17 protein-coding genes are annotated in these 18,293 nt (G+C 60.1%); 6 read left to right on the forward strand and 11 right to left on the reverse strand.

Translation table 11 applies throughout. The annotated features are described in order from the left end of the window. Window positions 1–1,247 (reverse strand): 23S rRNA (uracil(1939)-C(5))-methyltransferase RlmD (gene rlmD, locus ACMNI9_RS06620; protein ID WP_418831309.1); only part of this gene is annotated, 1,247 nt, incomplete at its 3' end. A gap of 16 nt (window positions 1,248–1,263) precedes the next feature. Continuing rightward, window positions 1,264–1,917, reverse strand: coding sequence for a GntR family transcriptional regulator (locus tag ACMNI9_RS06625; protein WP_216529349.1), 654 nt, complete (start codon window positions 1,915–1,917; stop codon window positions 1,264–1,266). A 343-nt stretch (window positions 1,918–2,260) separates the two neighbouring features. On the opposite strand from ACMNI9_RS06625, the gene ACMNI9_RS06630 reads away from it, so the two are divergent. From ACMNI9_RS06630 to ACMNI9_RS06645, 4 genes are all read left to right on the forward strand, one after another. Next, window positions 2,261–3,037 (forward strand): dimethylarginine dimethylaminohydrolase family protein, encoded by a 777-nt coding sequence (locus ACMNI9_RS06630; protein ID WP_114567286.1) that lies wholly within the window; start codon window positions 2,261–2,263, stop codon window positions 3,035–3,037. A gap of 181 nt (window positions 3,038–3,218) precedes the next feature. Then, window positions 3,219–3,590 carry a phage holin family protein gene (locus ACMNI9_RS06635; protein WP_114567287.1) on the forward strand — a complete coding sequence of 124 codons (372 nt, stop codon included), beginning with the start codon at window positions 3,219–3,221 and terminating at the stop codon, window positions 3,588–3,590. A 230-nt stretch (window positions 3,591–3,820) separates the two neighbouring features. Beyond that, on the forward strand, window positions 3,821–4,291 hold the full coding sequence (locus ACMNI9_RS06640) for a CidA/LrgA family protein (protein WP_114567288.1): 471 nt from the start codon (window positions 3,821–3,823) through the stop codon (window positions 4,289–4,291). Window positions 4,292–4,294: 3 nt separating this feature from the next. Then, complete coding sequence (locus ACMNI9_RS06645; protein WP_216529348.1) at window positions 4,295–4,984, forward strand: LrgB family protein; 690 nt, start codon at window positions 4,295–4,297, stop codon at window positions 4,982–4,984. A gap of 35 nt (window positions 4,985–5,019) precedes the next feature. Here ACMNI9_RS06645 and ACMNI9_RS06650 read toward each other — a convergent pair whose 3' ends face one another. Then, window positions 5,020–6,207 (reverse strand): iron-containing alcohol dehydrogenase, encoded by a 1,188-nt coding sequence (locus ACMNI9_RS06650; RefSeq protein WP_216529415.1) that lies wholly within the window; start codon window positions 6,205–6,207, stop codon window positions 5,020–5,022. Between the two features lie 127 nt (window positions 6,208–6,334). Between ACMNI9_RS06650 and ACMNI9_RS06655 the strand changes: the two genes are divergently transcribed. Next, window positions 6,335–6,880, forward strand: a complete 546-nt coding sequence (locus tag ACMNI9_RS06655) for a hypothetical protein (protein WP_114567290.1) — start codon at window positions 6,335–6,337, stop codon at window positions 6,878–6,880. Window positions 6,881–6,955: 75 nt separating this feature from the next. Here the strand turns inward: ACMNI9_RS06655 and ACMNI9_RS06660 are convergent, their stop codons facing one another. The 8 genes from ACMNI9_RS06660 to ACMNI9_RS06695 all read right to left on the reverse strand — a co-directional run bounded on the left by ACMNI9_RS06660 (window position 6,956) and on the right by ACMNI9_RS06695 (window position 15,790). Then, the gene (locus ACMNI9_RS06660; RefSeq protein ID WP_114567334.1) at window positions 6,956–7,750 is read right to left on the reverse strand and encodes a ZIP family metal transporter; all 795 of its coding nucleotides are present in this window, start codon (window positions 7,748–7,750) and stop codon (window positions 6,956–6,958) included. A gap of 670 nt (window positions 7,751–8,420) precedes the next feature. Next, the gene (locus ACMNI9_RS06665) at window positions 8,421–8,936 is read right to left on the reverse strand and encodes a ferritin (protein WP_114567291.1); all 516 of its coding nucleotides are present in this window, start codon (window positions 8,934–8,936) and stop codon (window positions 8,421–8,423) included. A 229-nt stretch (window positions 8,937–9,165) separates the two neighbouring features. Beyond that, window positions 9,166–10,347: a hypothetical protein gene (locus ACMNI9_RS06670; protein WP_225749736.1), complete on the reverse strand. Its 1,182-nt coding sequence runs from the start codon at window positions 10,345–10,347 to the stop codon at window positions 9,166–9,168. Between the two features lie 237 nt (window positions 10,348–10,584). Further along, window positions 10,585–11,478, reverse strand: a complete 894-nt coding sequence (gene nrfD / locus ACMNI9_RS06675) for an NrfD/PsrC family molybdoenzyme membrane anchor subunit (RefSeq protein ID WP_216529346.1) — start codon at window positions 11,476–11,478, stop codon at window positions 10,585–10,587. 6 nt (window positions 11,479–11,484) lie between these two features. Beyond that, window positions 11,485–12,027, reverse strand: coding sequence for a 4Fe-4S dicluster domain-containing protein (locus ACMNI9_RS06680; protein ID WP_114567294.1), 543 nt, complete (start codon window positions 12,025–12,027; stop codon window positions 11,485–11,487). Further along, a complete protein-coding gene (locus tag ACMNI9_RS06685; protein WP_216529345.1) occupies window positions 12,027–14,225 on the reverse strand; it encodes a molybdopterin-containing oxidoreductase family protein in 2,199 nt (732 codons plus the stop codon). Before ACMNI9_RS06685 ends, ACMNI9_RS06680 begins: the two co-directional genes overlap by 1 nt. 52 nt (window positions 14,226–14,277) lie before the next feature. Continuing rightward, the gene (locus tag ACMNI9_RS06690) at window positions 14,278–14,961 is read right to left on the reverse strand and encodes a molecular chaperone TorD family protein (protein ID WP_225749735.1); all 684 of its coding nucleotides are present in this window, start codon (window positions 14,959–14,961) and stop codon (window positions 14,278–14,280) included. Between the two features lie 61 nt (window positions 14,962–15,022). Further along, window positions 15,023–15,790 carry a 4Fe-4S binding protein gene (locus ACMNI9_RS06695; protein ID WP_114567296.1) on the reverse strand — a complete coding sequence of 256 codons (768 nt, stop codon included), beginning with the start codon at window positions 15,788–15,790 and terminating at the stop codon, window positions 15,023–15,025. 354 nt (window positions 15,791–16,144) lie between these two features. On the opposite strand from ACMNI9_RS06695, the gene ACMNI9_RS06700 reads away from it, so the two are divergent. Continuing rightward, window positions 16,145–18,280 carry an aldehyde ferredoxin oxidoreductase gene (locus tag ACMNI9_RS06700; protein ID WP_114567297.1) on the forward strand — a complete coding sequence of 712 codons (2,136 nt, stop codon included), beginning with the start codon at window positions 16,145–16,147 and terminating at the stop codon, window positions 18,278–18,280. Window positions 18,281–18,293: the final 13 nt, after the last annotated feature.

Here is an 18,293-nt window from a genome sequence, read left to right on the forward strand (position 1 = left end):
GTCTCGATGTGATCGGTATGGGGGAACATGTCAACCGGCTGAACAACCTTGACCGTAAAGCCTCGGTCACGTAGAAACGCCAGGTCACGCACTTGAGTTGTAGGGTTGCAGGAAATGTAAACCATGCGTTTCGGGGCAAGCGCCACGGCAGCGTGCAAGAATTCCTCGCTCGCGCCGGCGCGCGGCGGATCCATCAGCAGCACGTCTACGCGCTGGCCGTCAGCCGCCTGCTCGCGCATGAAATCGCCCGCGTCGCCCACCACGAACCGGGCGTTTTCCACCCCGTTGTGCCGGGCGTTCTCGCGCGCGTCGCGAATGGCCGAAGCCACGCTGTCCACGCCCGTCACCTGCGCGGCGCCGTGCTTTGCCGCCACCAAACCAATGGTGCCCGTGCCGCAGTAGGCGTCGATGGCGCTCTCGCTGCCGGTGAATTCGGCCAGCTCGATGGCACGGCGGTACAAAACTTCAGTCTGAACTGCGTTGACCTGGTAAAACGACTGCGAAGAAATACGGAAGCTCAGTCCGCACAGCTTATCCAATATGAAGCCGGGGCCATAGAGCGTTTGCTCGCGCTGCCCCAAGATGACATTCGTCTGACGCTCGTTGACGTTCTGCACGACCGTCGTGACGCCGGGGCAGCGCTTGACCAAATCGCGGCAGAAATTCCGCGACGCCGGGAACTCCCGCCCGTTCGTTACCAGCGTAACCAGCACCTCTTCGCTTGTATGCCCCACGCGCACAATGGCATGGCGCAAAAACCCCACCCCTTTGTCTTCGTCGTAAGGCGTTATGCCGTAGCGCGGCATAAGATCGCGAATGGCCCGGATAATGCGTTTGGCCTGCTGGTTTTCCAGCAGGCAGGCATCGGTGGAAACGATGCGATGCGTACCTGCGGCATACATGCCGCACAAGATCTCGCGCCGGGGAGCTGCGCCCTTGCCGTTCTTGCCGCCTTTGCCGCTCTTGCCTCGACCTTCCTTCGAGCGATCGGCTTTTCCCTTGCCGCCCGGCGCAGGGAGCTTGCGACCGGGCGCGTACGGAGACGCCACCTTATTGCGGTAGTAATAGGGGTCTTCCATTCCCAAAATAGGCAGAAGCGCAGACGGATCGGCCACCTGCGCGAACAGCTTCGCAACCTGCGCATCTTTGGCAGCAAGCTGATCGGCGTACGCCACGCTGATATGCTGGCACGCACCGCACTGGCGCTCAACGGGGCATTCGGGATGCGGCACGGCATCTTCCAACACGCTTGCGCATGCGCCCTTACTGCCAAACGAGGAATTTTGCATTGTCGTCACTCCAATGAACATCGCGGATATAGCGTTGCAGGCGCGCACCGTCGCGGCTTTCGAACAAGCGCACGATTTCGGCATGCTCGTCGTTTGCCTGCCGCAAAAGGCCGTCCAAATCGGATTCGGCAACGCGGGCGTACTCGCGCTTCATGAAGCAGCGGTTCAACTGCCGGATAAGCTCCACCAAGCGAGCGTTTCCGCACTTCTCCATATAGCAGGCGTGAAAGTCGCGCTGAAGATCGTCGTATTTTTTATACAGGCGCTTCTCGATGGCCAGCTCCATCGAACCGTGCAGAAACTGCAGTTGGGCAAGGTCCTCGTCGGTCATGCGGTCCACCGCAAGCAGAGCCGCCCGCCCGTCTAAAGGCCCGATGACCTCGACAATCTCCCGAGCGCTGTCCTCGGTCACGCTTTTCACGTAAAACCCCTTGCGCGGAACGTTTTCAAGATAACCGTCGGAGGCAAGCTGAATGAGCGCCTCGCGCACCGGCGTACGGCTCACGCCTAGCGCCTCGCATATCTGCTGCTCGCTGATTTTGTGGTCGTCGGCCAGCGCACCGCCGTCAATAAGATCAACGATGTAGTCGTACACATGGCCCTTCAGCGACCGGTACTCGTTTGTCATGTAATCCGCCTGTCACGCTGCTGCACTGCATACCAATATATCATACGCGCAACCCTGCCCTCTGCGAAGAACAGGGCAAACGAGCCCTTAGACATTCCCGAAAACAGCCAGGCGCAAACGCCGGGGTGGCGACCTTTTTCACGCACGCCCGCTTCACGCGTGCTCGCTTGCTTTCCCCAAGATCGACCGGGCTTTGCACCGTCATGCCGTCCGAGCGCGTTGCCAAGGCGTCGTGTCCGGGCGGTAACTTTTTCCTTATACGCCTTGATTGTATACAATATCCAAGCTACAGTTTGCACCATAAGGAATACCGGCAGCACCGAACCGCGCGAAAGGATTCGCAATGACCAAGTTCACGAACGTCATCGTCCGCCGCCCCGCCAAATCGATGGTCGAAGGCATCACCTCCGCACCCGAGCTGGGCAAGCCCGACTACGAGCTGGCCTGCAAGCAGCATGACGACTACATTGCGGCCCTGAAGGAATGCGGCGTCGAGGTAACCGTCCTGCCCGCGCTCGAGCAGTTCCCCGACTCCTGCTTCGTCGAGGACCCGGCGGTCATCACGCGCAAGGGCGCCATCATCGCGAACCCTGGCGCCGCCAGCCGCAACGGCGAGAAAGACGAGATCGAGCCCGCTGTTCGCCAGTTCTTCGATGACGAGCACGTGAAGCACATCGTTGCCCCGGGCACGCTGGACGGCGGCGACGTCATGATGGTGGGCGACCACTTCTACGTGGGACGCTCCGCTCGCACCAATGAAGAGGGCATCCGCCAGTTCTTCGAGATCCTGGAAGGCTGGGGCCTCGAAGGCTCCGAAGTGCCGCTGGAATTCGTCCTGCACCTGAAGACGGGCGTGAACTACCTCGAGGACAACAACATGCTGGTGTCCGGCGAATTCGTGACGAAGCCCGACTTCGCTCAGTACAACAAGATCCAGATTCCCGAGGACGAGGCCTACGCCGCCAACTGCATCTGGGTGAACGGCACGGTCATCGTGCCCGAGGGCTACCCGACCGTTTTGGCAGCCGTGCAGGACGCGGGCTACCAGACGCTGACTGTCGACACGTCCGAGTACCGCAAGCTGGACGGCGGCCTGAGCTGCCTGTCGCTGCGCTTCTAACCCAACGCTCGCTTGATACGCAGGCCCGGCATGAGCATGCCGGGCCTGCGTGCAGATAAGCCCGCTCAAAACCGAAGGACAACGCCAGCGTAAGCGGTAACGGATCTATAACTCTTTTAAGAAGCATTCAGCGACGCACGGTATAGTAGTCTGCGAGACACCGTACGTGAAAGGACTTCCCATGAACTTCATCATCCGCTGGCTGGTCACCGCTATCGCCGTCGGCGTGGCCGTATGGCTGGTTCCCGGCATCGAGATCATCGGCGGCAACGAGGCATGGGTGGGAATCGCCATCTTCGGCTTGATGTTGGCGCTTGTCAACATCAGCATCAAACCGCTCATGCAGGTGCTGAGCCTTCCCATCACCGTCATCACGCTGGGCATCTTCTATCTGATCGTAAACACGTTTTTGCTGTACGTAGCCGCATGGCTTGCAAACGGCATCTTCCAAGTTGGGTTCGCCATTGCCACCTTCGGCAGCGCGTTCGTGGCATCCATCGTGATCAGCATCGTGTCGGGAATCATGAACTCCCTGGTAGGAGCCGACGACTAGAACGCCAAGCGCCCGCAAGCACCGCGTCTTTCGACGCTGCCCGACGGTCCCGATCGCCTTGTGCGAAAGGGATCGTTTTTCTATCTCCAGAAAGCCTCCATGGACAACCGAGCATTTCGCTTTATGATGGACAGGAACTAGCCGCTTCGCATTGATCCGATGCCCGCGGGCGCCGCACGTCGTCGTCGCGCGCGGGCATCGGATCCGCACATCACGTGAGGATCCGAACCATGGAGCACATCGAAGGCGTCTCTCGCGACGCCTCGGGACACGCGTCTACGTCCCCGAAAAACGCCGCATCATGGCGATCGAAAACCGGCGCCGCCGCAAAGCGCATCGCGAAAATTCTCGCCCAACTCGTCTTGCTTCTGGGCGTGTACGCCGCAGGCTGCGCGCTCGCCTCGGTACTTCCCATCACCCTGCCTGGAAACATCGTGGGCATGGTGCTGCTGCTGGCGCTTTTGGGAACGGGCCTCCTGAAAACGCGGCATGTCGGCGATGCGTGCACGTGCCTTATCGACAACATGTCGCTGTTCTTCATTCCCGCCGGAGTTGCCATCATGGGGTGCGTTTCTCTGCTGGAAGGAAACGTGGCGAAGTTTGCCCTGGTCTGCGTAGCAACAACCGTGCTGGTGTTTTTGGCTACGTCAGGAACCGTGGTGTTCGTATCGCGCCTGATGGATCGATGGGAAAAGAGGTAGAGCATGGCGCCGCTTATTCTCACGCTTATTGTGGGCACCGTGCTTTCCGTTGCGACGTTCAAGCTTTCGGTCCTGCTGTACCGCCGCGTTAACTCCCCGCTTCTCAATCCCCTCCTGGTCACGGTGGTATTCGTCATCGCCGTGCTGAGCATCTTTCGCATTCCTCTGGAATCCTACGAGGAAAGCGTCCGGGTGATCTCGTTCTTGCTGGGACCCGCAACCGTAGCGCTGGCATATTCGGTATACCAGCAGCGCCAGATCCTGAAGAAGCACTTCGCACCTATTTTCGCCGGCTGCTTGGTAGGTTCCATCGTTTCCATGGTCAGCGCGTACGGGTTGTGCAAACTGCTCGGTTTGGGCGACGACATGGCGCTTTCGTTCGTTCCCAAGTCGGTCACCACGCCCATCGCCATCGCCGTTTCCCAGCAGCTTGGAGGCATCACTTCCATCACGGTGGCGGCCGTTATCGTAACCGGCGTTCTGGGAGCCATATTCGCGCCGCTCATGACGCGCGTGTTCCGCGTGCGCAACCGCGTGGCACGCGGCGTGGCCATCGGAACCTGCGCACACGCCGTTGGCACCACCAAAGCTATCGAAATGGGAGAGCTCGAAGGCGCCATGAGCGGCGTGGCCATCGCGGTGGCGGGCCTGCTCACAACCGCCATCGTGATCGTAGCCAGCTGCTTCATGTAAGTCGGGGGCCGCATGCGGCCCCCGACAATCACATGCTATTCGTCGCCCGATGCAAAAGCGATGCGATAGACGGCCTTTGCGTCGTCCATGCTCAGCTTCTTGAAGCTGCCGAACGGCTCGCCCTTGTTCTCTTTGAGCGTGGGAATCAGCTTATCGATATCGGCTTCTTCAACGCCCAGCTCGTCCAAGGTCATCGGCATGCCCAACGACGCGAAGAACGAACGGGTTTCGTCGATAGCCGACAGAGCGTCGGCGGCCACATCTCCCGTGGGAGCCAGCCCGAACACCTCGCGCCCGTAGTAGGCGAAGCGAGCCGGGTTCGCGTCGTACACGAATTCCATCCAAGCCGGGAACATGACGGCCAAGCCCGCGCCGTGGGTAATCTCCGGATACAGTGCGGAAAGCTCGTGCTCCAAGCCGTGCGTTGCCCAGTCCTCATGCCGACCAACGCCCGCCAAACCCTGATGGCACAGCATGCCCGCCCACATGACGTTTGCACGCGCATCGTAATTGTCGGGATCGGCCAGAACACGCGGAGCCTCGGCGCGCACCGTCTTCATAAGCGACAAGCACAGATTGTCCGTCACCGGAACCGCGCCCACGTCGTCGAAGAAGCGCTCGAGCAAGTGGCAGAACATATCGGTGCAGCCGGCAGCCGTCTGGAACGGCGGCAAGGTGAACGTGAGCTCGGGGTTCATGAACGCAAGCTTCGGGCGCTGCGCGTTGTTCGCATACCCTGTTTTCATTTGCAACGCATCGTTCGAGACCACCGTGTTCTTCGACGCCTCGCTGCCAGCCGCCGGAATGGTCAGCACCACGGCAATGGGCAGCACGTCGTTCGTCGGCCGCTTCGACTCGAAGAAATCCCACACGTCGCCTTCGTAGCGCGCGCCCACCGCGATCGCCTTCGCCGAGTCAACAACCGACCCGCCGCCCACAGCCAGTACCCAATCCACCTCGTGCTGCTTGCATAGCGCTACGCCTTCGCGCACCAACGTGATTTCAGGGTTGGGACGAACGCCCCCCAACGTCACGTGCTCGATGCCGTGCGCCTCCAAAGACTCTTTGACGCGATCGATCAAGCCGCTGGCCAAAGCGCTTTTGCCGCCGAAATGCAGCAGCACCTTTCGGGCGCCACGTTCGGCCAACTTTGTCCCCACCTGCAGTTCTGCGTCTTTGCCGAATACGAAATGAGTCGGCGACACGAATTCAAAGTTCTCCATGACCATGACCAACTTTCTTTTGACTGAACCGTTACCGCGCCCCGAGCGCAGCAGGCTTGCCGCCTAGCGTACAATAGCAAGCATAGTACATACGCGTGTACCGTACACCGTTCGAAAGGAAATTGCCATGCCTAACTCTGATGCGAAAGTAGTTCGTGGGCTGAGCATTGCCGTCTTGATTCTGTCCATACTTGCCGTTGCCGGCTCCTTGCTGGTCATGATCTTTCTGGGCATCGGCGGCGTAGCGCTCAGCGATCCAAGCGTCGCGAGTTCCGCTGCTATCGAGATCGACAACGGCTCGGGGATAAGCGCGGACTCTCTGAGCGGCGACGAGGTCGTTGTCCTAGCCATGCTGAGCCTGGGCGTTCTCGGCATGTTCATGGGCTGGTTGATAATCTGCTCCATCGTTCCGTTGGTGGCGGCAATCCTGGGAATGCGCAACTACAACAACGTGGACAAACTGGGCGGAGCTTTCGGCTGGGCCATCGCAGGCGCCGTATTCTCGTTTTTGTGCGGCAACCTTATTACCATGGTGCTGCTTATCGTATCCGCCGTGTACATCAACAAGCTGAGGCGCGCGCCCATGGTGCCCTACGGCCAGGCGCAGCCCGTGTACGGTTACGCACAGCAGCCCGGAAACCAGCAGCAGCCTCCCACCCCTCCGGCGCAGTAGCGCAACCTTGTTCGAGATTCGCACATGAAAAAGCCCGCTTTGCTTGCGGGCTTTTTCATGCCTGTTCGCAGCGCCTTACCCCAGCGCCACGTCCAAGACCATCATGACCAAGAAGCCGGCCATCACGCCAAGGGTGCCGGCGTTGGAGTGGTCGCCCAGATGCGCCTCGGGTATGAGTTCCTCCACCACAACGTACATCATGGCGCCAGCCGAGAACGCCAGCATCCACGGCATGTACGGCGAGATAAGCCCCGCGAAAAGCACCACGAGAATGCCGAATACGGGTTCGGCCAGACCCGACAACGTACCCAGCGCAAACGCCTTCGGCGCGCTCATTCCCTCTTGCAGCATAGGCAGCGCCACGGCCGCCCCTTCGGGCACGTTTTGGATACCGATGCCAATAGCCAGCGCTACGGCCATGCCGAACATTGCAGGATCGCCGCCGTTTTGCGCCGCCATAGCAAACAGCAAGCCCACGCTCATGCCTTCGGGAATGTTATGCAAGGTTACCGCCGTGAACAGCAGCGTGGGTCGATTCCATTTGCTGGGCAAGCCTTCGGGCTTGCTATCTCCTGGATGCAAATGCGGCAGCAGTTGATGCAGCGCCATAAGAAACGCCACGCCCAAAGCGAATCCGCCAGCTGCGGGGATCCATCCGATCTGGCCCGCTTCCTCAGCGCGCTCGATAGCCGGAATGAGCAGCGACCACACTGAAGCCGCGATCATAACGCCCGCGGCGAACCCCAAGAAGATGCGCTGGAACAGCAGGCTGTCGCGCTTTCGGAACAGGAAAACCGAAGCAGCGCCCAACGTGGTCATGAGAAACGTGAATCCGGTACCGGCGGCGGCCCAAAGCAAAGCCTGTTGCAACTTGTACTTCCTTTCGATCATTTCGCAGAACCATTACCGTACACCTTACCGCATACCCAGAAAACCCCCTCTACCTATTTGGCACACGATTGTGGGGCTTCCGAGGGCTGGACGATCGGAAAGCAAACCGTAACGCTTTGCTTTCGAGAGCCGCGAACAGGGGAATACGTAATGAGGCCGGGGGTTGCGCCCCGGCCTCATCGAAAGGAATACCGACAGTATCGCTTGGCTTTTGCTGCTTTTCCTACTAGCCCATCGCTTTCACGATGTCCGCAATAATAACCGCACGAGACTGTTTACTTGGCGAAGATAGTCTTATCGTTCGTATTGCGTTTCTATTCAACTGTCGGACACCGCGATTGTACTCTCTTTTACCCTAAAAGCGAACCCTTTCCAGGGTTTTTGTGCAGGTGAACAACGAAATTGTTACCTAACGGACCTTTGCCCGTCATCAAGAGGACCTTGCTACTCATATACAAAAAGACGGGGATTTTATTCATTTTTGAACTCGGCAGCAAGGTCGGCAAAGAGAAGCGAAAGGCTCGGAAAAAGCGATCGAAGCCCGCCATCCAAGCCGTATGAAGCCCGCCCTCGGCACCCGGGATGCAGAACGAAAAAACGCCCCCGGCGAAGCGGGGGCGTCCAACAAGCAAAGGCAGATCGCTTGCGGCTATGCGTTAGCCAGCGGCGACGGCGTGGTGTAGACGCGCGCGGCGTTTTCCTGATCCAGGTCGTAGAGAGCCTTGGCATCCGAGCCGAACAGCTTCATGCGCGTGATCATCTTGTCGGCGTTGTCCTCTTCCTCCTGCTGTTCCTCGATGAACCAATCGAGGAACTTCATCGTGCGGTAGTCCTTCGCATCGGCAGCAGCGCTGTAGATGTCGTTGATAAGGCTGGTCACGTACTTCTCGTGCTCGAGAGCAGCCTCCAGCGGCTCCAAGTAGTTCGAGAACTCCTTGTCGGGCTGGTCGATAGCCAGCAGCTTCACGCTCTGGCCGTTCTCATGCAGGTAGTTGCGGAAGATCATCGCGTGATCGCGCTCTTCCTGGGCCTGAATCTCGTACCAATTGGCGAAGCCTTCCAGACCCTCTTCTTCGTAGTAGTCGGCGAAAGACAGGTACAGGTACGCCGAGTACAGCTCTTTGTTGATCTGGTCGTTCAGCAGTTCGTATACGCGAGCATCCATGAAAAACTCCTCCTTTGTAACCGCGAGCGCCGCATGCGACGCCCCTGTTCATCTGCATTTATGATACCGCTGATCAATCATTTAAGACATACGCGTTGCCGCGAATTCACAGAGTGCGCAAGGAAAGAGGCCGATCGTACCCGCCGCCGAGCGAGAAGCCGCGCGCCACGCCCAACTAGGCAACCGGGCAGCCAGCCGATGCCTTCGCACCCGGCGGCGGGCGCGCAACCTACTGCGCCATAGACCGGACGATGCGAGCCCTAACCTGGGCAAGAAGGACAACCACCACGTAGACAGCCAACATGAGCAACGCGATTTTCTGAGCGCCGTCGCCCAGCAACTGAAACGCAACCATCCCCGCCGCAACGCTTGCGGCGCAGCTTGTGCAGAACATGGCGAACACGCGAGAAAAGCCCACCTCAGAGCTTTTGGCGGTCCAGAACAGCACCACCAGGCCCAAAATATTGAACACGGCCACGCCCAGATACGAAATCACTTGGAGCGCGATCGAGCCCTGCAAAACATCAACCGAACTCAGCAGAGGATACGCCAGAAGAAGCAGCGCCGAACACGGCAGCGCCGCACGGTAGAACGACTCCATAGCGCCGCCGACGATTTCACGCGTACGAGAAACAACCCACCACACCAGTGCGAACACAAGCAGGTACGCCAAAGGCTTCGGGGAAATTCCCGTTGCGGACAATCCACCCGCGTACGGCCAAAACGTCGCTCCGATCATGAAGAAGTTGAACATGAGGCCCAGCACGGCAGCCCATCCGTTGCGCATGGCCTGAGACATGGTGGAGATAGGCTTAGGCGCAACGTAGTCGTCGCGAAGACCGGCGCGCACCTCGTCGGCAAGCACGATTTCCCGCGCAAGAAGCGGCAGCCCTCCGCAAACGGCCAGAACAAGAAGACCCAGGCAGAACAGAAAGGGAGTTCCGGCAAATTCCATCGCGAACCACCAACATGCAGCCGCCAAAAAGGAAAGCGCCGTGTTCAGAAGCGCGCCGCGATGCGTGAACAGCCGGTAATAACGCCCCCACTGGCGCAGCAGGCAGGTAAGGCCAAAGCCCAGGAACAGCCCCGATCCCGCAGCGCATACCGCCGCAGGCAACAGACCCGTCAGCAGGGCAAACCCTACGCCGACAATGCTGGCGAACAAGCCAATGCCTATCGACCAGCGTCGTTGCTCTTCATCGTGCGCCGAAACCAGCACCGCCATGCAAAGCGACACCACCCCGATAAGAAACGAGCATGCGAACAGGCCCGCAACGCCCTCGAGAGCGTACACGGCAAGCAGTTGGTTGTCGGCGTGCAAGCACAAGCCGAATGCGGCCAGCACGCATGACAAAGCAAGGCCCACCGGTGACCATTCGCGTTCGTATGACGTCGTAGTGCTTATGCTCATTCCCTTCGTTTGAAGGTTCCCATTATAAAGCAATACAAGAAAACCAACCTTACATTGTGCCAAGCGGTTCCGAAGAGAAACCATCCCAAGAAGAACCCCGAAACGCAAGGGATCCAGCGTCAGCCGAAGCGCTTCCGCACGCTCGCCCAGCGCGCGGGCCAAACCTGCAGACCCGACAAAAAGCGCGCCGCCTTCCCAAGAAAGCGGCGCGCACGCACGTTTGCCGTGTGCCTCGGACTACAGAGCAGGCACGACCATCGTAAGGGGCAGCGCAGCAACAACCACCAGGTAGCGCAGCAGAAAGCCGCCTATGAGCACGCCTGCATCGGAGCCGAAGCTGATCCAATGTGCCTTGCGGCTTTCCTCGAACTCCTTCGGGCTGAAGAACAGCAGCCACGTCTCCAGGGCGGTAGGAATCACCAAGCCAATCAGCACCAAGCCGAACCAGAACAGCGCCGCATATCCTCCGGACACCAAGCTGACCACCGAGTTCCACCCTGCAACCGAGTTGCTCGACGTGATGAACAGCAGCGCAGCCACCAAAACCAACTCGATGATGGGCAGGCAGAAGTGGAACTTCTTCAGCACGCCCACGCGGTTGAACTCGTCGGCATGCTTCACAATGCTGATGAGCAGCACGGAAGCTGCACCGGCCGACAAAGCCGATACCAGGAACAAAACAGGCAGCAGCGCGTTGTTCCACAAGGGGAACGTCTTGCACACGCCCAGCAGGGCACCCGTGTACATGGCTACGGCCACGCCGAACACCGTTCCCGCAATGTCAAGCCACACCGGCACGTTCTTCTTCAGGATGTCCAGCAAAAGCGCCACCAGAGCAAGCACGGTGAAGCCAGCCAGGAACACCACGCCCCAGGTCATAACAGACCCGAAGTTCGTAAGCAGCAGCGCGAAGCGCAGCGGATTGTGCAGGCCGCCCTCGGCGTCGAACATCAGCAAAACCAAGCCGATGACCACCGCAACAGGAGCCACGATATGGCCGATCTTGCGCATGTTCACCGCTTCGGGATGACGCCAGCCCAAGAAGGCGGAGGTGACGAACGCGCCGCCGCCGAGACCGGCGAGGAACAGGTACCATGCGATGATGGAGCCCCAAATCGGTTCAAACGTCATCGTTCATCACCTCACGTAGAATACTTTGACTTTGGTCAAGTCGCCGGAAATAGGCTGAGCGCCCTCCGCGACAATGGCCTTGGATATCTTGGACTCGGGATCGTCCAAGTCGCCGAAGATGCGGGCATCCGTCAGGCACGCCTCCACGCACGAGCACATCTTCGTGCCCGTCACCTCGGCCGACACCGTGCAGAAGCGGCACTTGTCAACGGTTCCCGTTTCCTCGTTGAACGAACGCACCTGGTAGGGGCACGCCGCCATGCAGTACTTGCATCCGATGCAGCGACCGTGGTCAACGCCCACCACGCCGTCGGCGCCGATGAACGCAGCGCCCGTCGGGCACACCGCCACGCAGGGAGCGTCCTCGCAGTGCATGCACTGCAACGGCACCGTCTCCACCCCCACGTTGGGATACGTTCCCGTTTCCTGTTCCTCGTAGCGAATGAAGTGCTGCGTAGGCAACAGATCGTTCTGGCGCTGGCAGGCCACGCGGCAGGCGTAGCAGCCAATGCACTTCTTCGTGTTGATGAGCATTCCGTAGCGAGCCATTACGCACCCACCTTCTTAACCGTGACGACCGCTTCCTGCGTCATCGCCGACCCATATCCGGGCTCCATGTGGAAGGGCACGAAATCCATTTGGCGCAAGCCCACGTTGTACGCCGTATGCTGATCGGGCACCGAGCAGCCGTAGTGGCTGGGCATGTACAGCGCCGTAGGATTGATGCGCTGCGTCACCTTTGCACGAACGCGACCCGTGTGCTGATCGTTCGAAACCTCCACCTCGTCGCCATCGGCAATGCCCAGGCTGTCGGCCACGTCGGCGTTGATCCAAACGCGCGTCAGATCGTAGTCCTTCGTGATCTGCATGAGGTCTTCGATGTTCGCCGTCTGCGTGTGGCTGTGGATAGCCTGCTTGCCGCCAATCAGACGCAGTTCGTTTCCGATCGGCATGATTGCCGGCTCCACCCACACGGGAACCGCGGACAGCCCCGCCTTCTCGCACGCCTCGCTGGCAAACTGAACCTTGCCCGAGGGGGTCTTCCACTTGGGAGCGTTTCCGTACGAGAACTCCTTTTCGGGGAAGTATGCCGTGCCCGTTCGCTTGAGCGCGTCGAGCGAAAGGCCCACGGTCTTCAGCTGCGCGTCAGCCAGTTCGTCCACGCTGAACTGGAAGTACTCTCCCACGCCGCACGCGTCGGCCAGCTCGCTGAAAATCTGATCGACCGGCTTGGTATTGGGATGAATCTTGTCGAGCACCTGATCGCGCAACGACACCGCCGGAACCTTGCCGCCGATGAACTCGGGCAGCTCCAAGCGCTCCAGGTAGCTGGTGTCGGGCAGCACGTAGTCGGCCAGCATGGCGGTTTCGGACATCTGCACGTCCACGACCACCATCAGGTCCAAATTGGACAGCGCTTCGTTGAGGTACGCGGTGTTGGAGTACCCGGCAGCCATGTTCGAGTTGTAGAAGAACATGCCCTTCAACACGCCTTCTTTGGCCTGCTGCGCCGCAAACAGGTTCGTGCCCATTCCCGAAAGCGCCAGCGGATACTCTTCGGAGCCGGCAATCTTGCCTTCGGGCTTGGGAACGCTGGGGAACTGCGCCTTGTCCACGTCGCCAGCGGAAACGCTCGAAGTGAACAGCGCGCCGCCCTTCTGGTTCCAGCAGCCCAATAGCGTGTTGAACAGCGCAATGGCGCGCGCCGTCTCACCGGAGTTCACGTACGAGCAGCCGAACGCGCCGCGCCAGCTGGGCTCGATGGAAGCCGCAGGAGCGGCCTGGGCGAATTCCACCGCCAAGCGATCGATCGTCTCGGCGCGGATGCCCGTGACCTTTTCGGCCCACGAAGGCGGATACGCTTCAAGCTCTTTCGCCCACTGATCGAAGCCCACGGTGTTCTCGGCAACGTAGTTCTTGTCGTACAGGTCTCGCGTGACCAGCACGTTTGCCATAGCAAGCACCAGGGCAAGGTCGGTGCCGGGATTGATGGGCACCCACTCGTCGGCAAACTTGATGGAGTTGTTGCAGCGCGGGTCCACCAGCACGATATGCGCGCCCTTGTCATGAGCCTTCTGCAACGAAGCCACCGAGCTGGGGCGAATGGCGTCAGCGTAGCTGCGGCCGATGAACATGGTCATCTTGGAGTTCGCCACATCGCTGGAGTAATTGCCCGCGCCGATAGCCTGCGTGAAGCCGGCTTCCTTCGACAGGTTGCAGGCGGCGCCGTGCGTGTACACGTTCGCCGAACCCAGCGCGTTCATGAAGCGCTTCGTGTAGTACTTGCCCGACGGGCGCGGGTCCTGGACCATGGCCAGGGCCTGAGGGCCGTCGGAGGCGATGATGCCCTTCACCTTTTCGGCGATCTCGCTGTATGCTTGATCCCACGTGATGGCCTCGAACGCACCCTTGTCGTTTTTCTTGAGCGGATCGGTCAGACGATCCTTCGAATAGGCAATCTGGGAATAGCCGTAGCCGCGGGCGCACAGCTTGCCCTTGGCGTAGGGATGGTCGGCGTCGCCGATAAGCTTCGTCAAACGCCCGTTCACGACGTAGGCGGAGAAGCCGCACTTGCTCGAGCAAGCATTGCACAGCGTGTGGACCGTCTTCGTCTCCCCGTTCGTCGGCTCGTCAGCGTGAGCCTGCTGCCACGCGTCGAAGCTCACGAACCCGGACGCCGTCGCAAGCGCGACCGCCCCGGCACTCCCAGCCAGAAAGCCTCGCCTGGTTATAGCGTGTTCTGACATAGTTGTTTCCTCTCTATATGCATGCACGTGCATTCGATGTGCTCGACACCCGTCATGCGCTCATCTCCGTCGGCGAAACCTGCGCCCATATCCCCATGAGCACGTCGATCAGGCCAATGTAGAAACTCGCATCGTCTTCAAGCGACAGCAACCGCAACCGATACGCCGTAAGCCAGCCAAGCCGTTCCACAAGGAACAGTCGCGCTTCGTCGCGCATGTCAAAACGCAGCAGCGTTGCCGCAAGATCAAGCTCAAGGGCTAGATGATCGGGACACGCCGAAAACTCCGGCGGCACCTGAAAGCCCAAGCGCTCGATGAGATCGCGCATGTACAGCGCCGAATCCCCCCAGTACAATCCACCCGTATTGCGCAAGAACGGCGAAGATCCTGCCGCGCTGGTCCAAGGTCGGTACAAAGACTCGACGGGCAAAGCCGACTCGGGAAGCCCGCCAACGAAATGCCGAGCCGCGAACGCCCGCTTTTCCTGGTACGTAGGAGGACGGAACAAGGCGTTCACCTCGCCGACGGAAAGAAATTCCTGCAACGGGCAACGCCTGCGCGCATTGGCGATAGGGCTGGGAGTTTCCCCGAAGGCTCGATCGTCCTGCATGGCGCAACGCGCGGCGTCAAGGAAATCCGACCACGCGGCACCGGTCGACGCCTGCTTCCATTCGGCTTCCTCAACCGGCGCAAAGCACATCGACAGCACCGAAAGCATGGCCTCGTCTTTCATCATCGCCTTTCCTCCTCTCCTTGAATCATGCCCTTGTCGCGCATCAACAACAGATGAACCGGGGTTATCCCTGCACGAGGGTCGCCGTCCTCACGACGCCCTGATCGATGACCTTCTGAGCAATGTCTTCCCAGTCGATGAACTTGATGGCGCCATTGGGGCACTGCTCGGCGCAGCGGCCGCACGAAATGCACTTCGTCGAGACGCCCGTTTCGGAGTCCACCACGGGCATGTTCCACGGGCACGCCATGTGGCACATGCCGCATCCGATGCACTTCTTGACGTCTACCGTGCGCGCGCCGCTTTCTTCGTCGCAGTAGATGGCGTGAACCGGGCAGTAGTTCATGCACTGCGGGTCGGCGCACTGCTTGCAATGCTCCACCGTGAACTCGCAAGCTCCGTTGCCGTCGCCGAACACGCCGTCGCCGGTGTCGGGGCCGGCCCCCCAGTTGTAGTTTTCCCACACACGCACGCGAGCAATGTGCTGGCACACGCGACCGTCGTTCTTCAGCGTGCACATCATCTCGCAACGCTGGCAGCCCGAACAGCGGGCACGGTCGGTCACGATCATCTTGGTGGGCGTCGTGCGAATGTCGATGCGCCCCGAGGCGATCGAGGCGGACGTCACGCCCCACGAAGCCAGCACGCCACCGACCACCAAGCCGGCTACACCGCAACCGGCCATGGCCAGCACGTCGCGGCGCGTGATGTTTTTCTTCTTCGGAGTCTCCTCGGACGCGGCGGGCGTCGCAGCGGATCCAGCCGCTGCGGGCTCCTTGGCCTGAGCGCGCTGTTCCTCGGAGGTGTTGTTGTTCAGATTGGTATCTGACATAGCCTGATACTCCCCCCTCACATATATGGTGAGTCTCGTTTCAGTGGTTTCGCCGCCCTGCGAGCGCTTTCCTTTGCGCCCAGGGAGGCCCGTCCCGCGCTATCCTTGCATTTCTGCGTTTCCTGGTTCACACAACAATTGCAGTATGCCTACCCTACGCAAACGTCCCTACCCTCTTTGAGGTGCTTTTGGCTTTAATCGGGCATTTTTGCGAAATACCCTCAAACAGGGTACGCGCACTTCAGAAGAGCAAGGCATACTGGGCGGCGACGAATTCTGTCACCGTGTTCCGCACGCATCCCCTGGGTTCTCACACAACAAAGAGCCGACTATCAAGAATTTGGAGATGCAAACATGGCTGACGAAAAATCGTACGGATGGGCCGGTAAGATCCTCCGCGTCGACCTCAGCACGGGCGCGATCACGACGCAACCGACCGACCCCTACAAGGCTTACATCGGCGGCATGGGCCTTGCCAACAAGATCATCTACGACGAAGTTCCCGCAGGAACCGATCCTTTGGCGCCCGAGTCCAAGATCGTCTTCGCCGTTGGCCCCCTGACGGCATCGGGCGTGCCCTTGGCCGGCCGCACCACCATCAGCTTCTTGTCCACCTTCACCACCGACCACCTTCCGGTCGATGCGCACTGCGGCGGCATGATCGGCGCGAAGATCAAGCTGGCCGGCTACGACGCCATCGTGCTTGAGGGCGCTTCCAGCAAGCCCGTGTACCTGCACATCAAAGACGACCAGGTGGAAATCAAGGACGCCAGCTTCATCTGGGGCATGGGAACCCGCGCCACCACCGAAACGCTGAACCGCATCGAGGGCATGAGCGCATGCGTGGCCACCATCGGCCCCGCCGGCGAGAACCTGGTTCCGTACGCATGCCTCATGAACTCGCGCAACCACTCGGCAGGCGCCGGCGTGGGCACCATCATGGGATCGAAGAAGATCAAGGCTCTGGTGGTCGAAGGCAACGGCAGCGTGAACGTAGCCGACCCGCAAACGGTAGCGGAGCTGTCCGACTACATGCTGCGCGATATCGTGGGATCGAACAACAACCACGTGGTTCCCTCCACGCAGCAGGAATGGGCCGAGTACTACGACAAGGGCTCCCGCTGGACGGCGCGCAAGGGTCTGTACTGGGCGCAGGCCGAAGGCGGCCCCATCGAAACCGGCGAGCCCAAGCCCGGCGAATTGAACACGGTGGGCTACCGCTGCATGAAGTCCGTAAAGGACGACGGCCCTGAAGCCGAGAAGTACACCATCAAGATGAACGGCTGCCACAGCTGCCCCATCCACTGTTACTCGGACCTGCGCGTACCCGGCAGCAAGGACAACGGCGGCTTCGAGATCACGGGCAACACCTGCGTGCCGAACTTCCCGTTCCTGTACATGATCAAGATTTTGGGAGACAAGACCACCGTTGAAAACGGCTCCGAGGATTTTGTAATTTGGAACCAGGCTATGGGCTCTACGGTCGACGACCTGGGCTTGTGGTGCAACTACGCGCAGCTGTACCGCGACATCGCGCACTGCTACGCGACCGGCATCTTCGAGCGCGTGCTGCCGCCCGAGGAATACGCGTTGTTCGACTGGGAGGGCCTCAAGAGCAACGATCCCAGCTTGATGGTGAAGGTGCTGCAGCACATTGCCAAGGGCGACAACGAGATGTCCTACATCGCGCACGGCCCCATCGTGTGGTGCAAGCGCTGGGACGACATGGGATGGTTCGACAAGCCGGCTTCCGCGCTGATCAACTACCGCGGCTGGCCCGTGCACCACGCCATCGAATGCTTCGGCCAGGTGGGCGGCGTGTACAACATGATGTTCAACCGCGACGACATGATCCACTCCGCCGTCAACTTCCAGGGCTGCGGCTTGCCCTTCGACCTAAAGAAGCAGATAGCTGCCGAGATCTGGGGCGGCGAGGACGCCATCGACGCCGACAAGAACTACACCCCCATGAACGAGCACAAGGCGAACTTCGCTTGGTGGAGCATCGTGACCGACGTGCTGCACGACTCGCTTACGCTGTGCAACTGGGTGTGGCCCATGTCCATGAGCCCCTCGAAGACGCGCGATTACCGCGGCGACCTGGATCTGGAAGCCAAGTTCTTCACCGCCGTCACCGGCGAGCAGGTGTCCACGGATGACCTGTACAAAGCGGGCGCGCGCATCATGACGCTGCAGCGTGCCGCAACGGTGCGCGGCATGATGGACCCCGACGGCACGATAGGCTGCAACGACATGCGCAACGTCCACGACGTCATCACCGAGTGGGTGTTCACCAAGGATCCCGACAAGCAGCCCTTCACCGAAGGCACCGACAAAATGGATCGCGACGACTGGAACAAGGCGCTCGAAATGACGTACGCTAAGTTCGGCTGGGACGAAAAGCTGGGCTGCCCGACGAAGGATTGCCTGGACTACTACGGCATGGCCGACGTCAAGGAAGAACTTGCCGGCTTGAACTTGCTGCCGTAACGCCATTTCGCAT

Origin of the sequence: Paraeggerthella sp., from assembly GCF_048427265.1 — a bacterium.
Lineage (GTDB): Bacteria > Actinomycetota > Coriobacteriia > Coriobacteriales > Eggerthellaceae > Paraeggerthella > Paraeggerthella hominis.

What these genes read in the sequence shown, in the direction of transcription:
- ACMNI9_RS06685 (WP_216529345.1), bottom strand. Translation starts at nt 14,225, where the DNA reads ATGTCAGAACACGCTATAACCAGGCGAGGCTTTCTGGCTGGGAGTGCC.
- ACMNI9_RS06650 (WP_216529415.1), bottom strand. Translation starts at nt 6,207, where the DNA reads ATGGAGAACTTTGAATTCGTGTCGCCGACTCATTTCGTATTCGGCAAA.
- ACMNI9_RS06630 (WP_114567286.1), top strand. Translation starts at nt 2,261, where the DNA reads ATGACCAAGTTCACGAACGTCATCGTCCGCCGCCCCGCCAAATCGATG.
- ACMNI9_RS06640 (WP_114567288.1), top strand. Translation starts at nt 3,821, where the DNA reads ATGGAGCACATCGAAGGCGTCTCTCGCGACGCCTCGGGACACGCGTCT.
- ACMNI9_RS06700 (WP_114567297.1), top strand. Translation starts at nt 16,145, where the DNA reads ATGGCTGACGAAAAATCGTACGGATGGGCCGGTAAGATCCTCCGCGTC.
- ACMNI9_RS06695 (WP_114567296.1), bottom strand. Translation starts at nt 15,790, where the DNA reads ATGTCAGATACCAATCTGAACAACAACACCTCCGAGGAACAGCGCGCT.
- ACMNI9_RS06680 (WP_114567294.1), bottom strand. Translation starts at nt 12,027, where the DNA reads ATGGCTCGCTACGGAATGCTCATCAACACGAAGAAGTGCATTGGCTGC.
- nrfD (WP_216529346.1), bottom strand. Translation starts at nt 11,478, where the DNA reads ATGACGTTTGAACCGATTTGGGGCTCCATCATCGCATGGTACCTGTTC.
- ACMNI9_RS06625 (WP_216529349.1), bottom strand. Translation starts at nt 1,917, where the DNA reads ATGACAAACGAGTACCGGTCGCTGAAGGGCCATGTGTACGACTACATC.
- ACMNI9_RS06690 (WP_225749735.1), bottom strand. Translation starts at nt 14,961, where the DNA reads ATGATGAAAGACGAGGCCATGCTTTCGGTGCTGTCGATGTGCTTTGCG.
- ACMNI9_RS06645 (WP_216529348.1), top strand. Translation starts at nt 4,295, where the DNA reads ATGGCGCCGCTTATTCTCACGCTTATTGTGGGCACCGTGCTTTCCGTT.
- ACMNI9_RS06665 (WP_114567291.1), bottom strand. Translation starts at nt 8,936, where the DNA reads ATGGATGCTCGCGTATACGAACTGCTGAACGACCAGATCAACAAAGAG.
- ACMNI9_RS06635 (WP_114567287.1), top strand. Translation starts at nt 3,219, where the DNA reads ATGAACTTCATCATCCGCTGGCTGGTCACCGCTATCGCCGTCGGCGTG.
- ACMNI9_RS06670 (WP_225749736.1), bottom strand. Translation starts at nt 10,347, where the DNA reads ATGAGCATAAGCACTACGACGTCATACGAACGCGAATGGTCACCGGTG.
- ACMNI9_RS06655 (WP_114567290.1), top strand. Translation starts at nt 6,335, where the DNA reads ATGCCTAACTCTGATGCGAAAGTAGTTCGTGGGCTGAGCATTGCCGTC.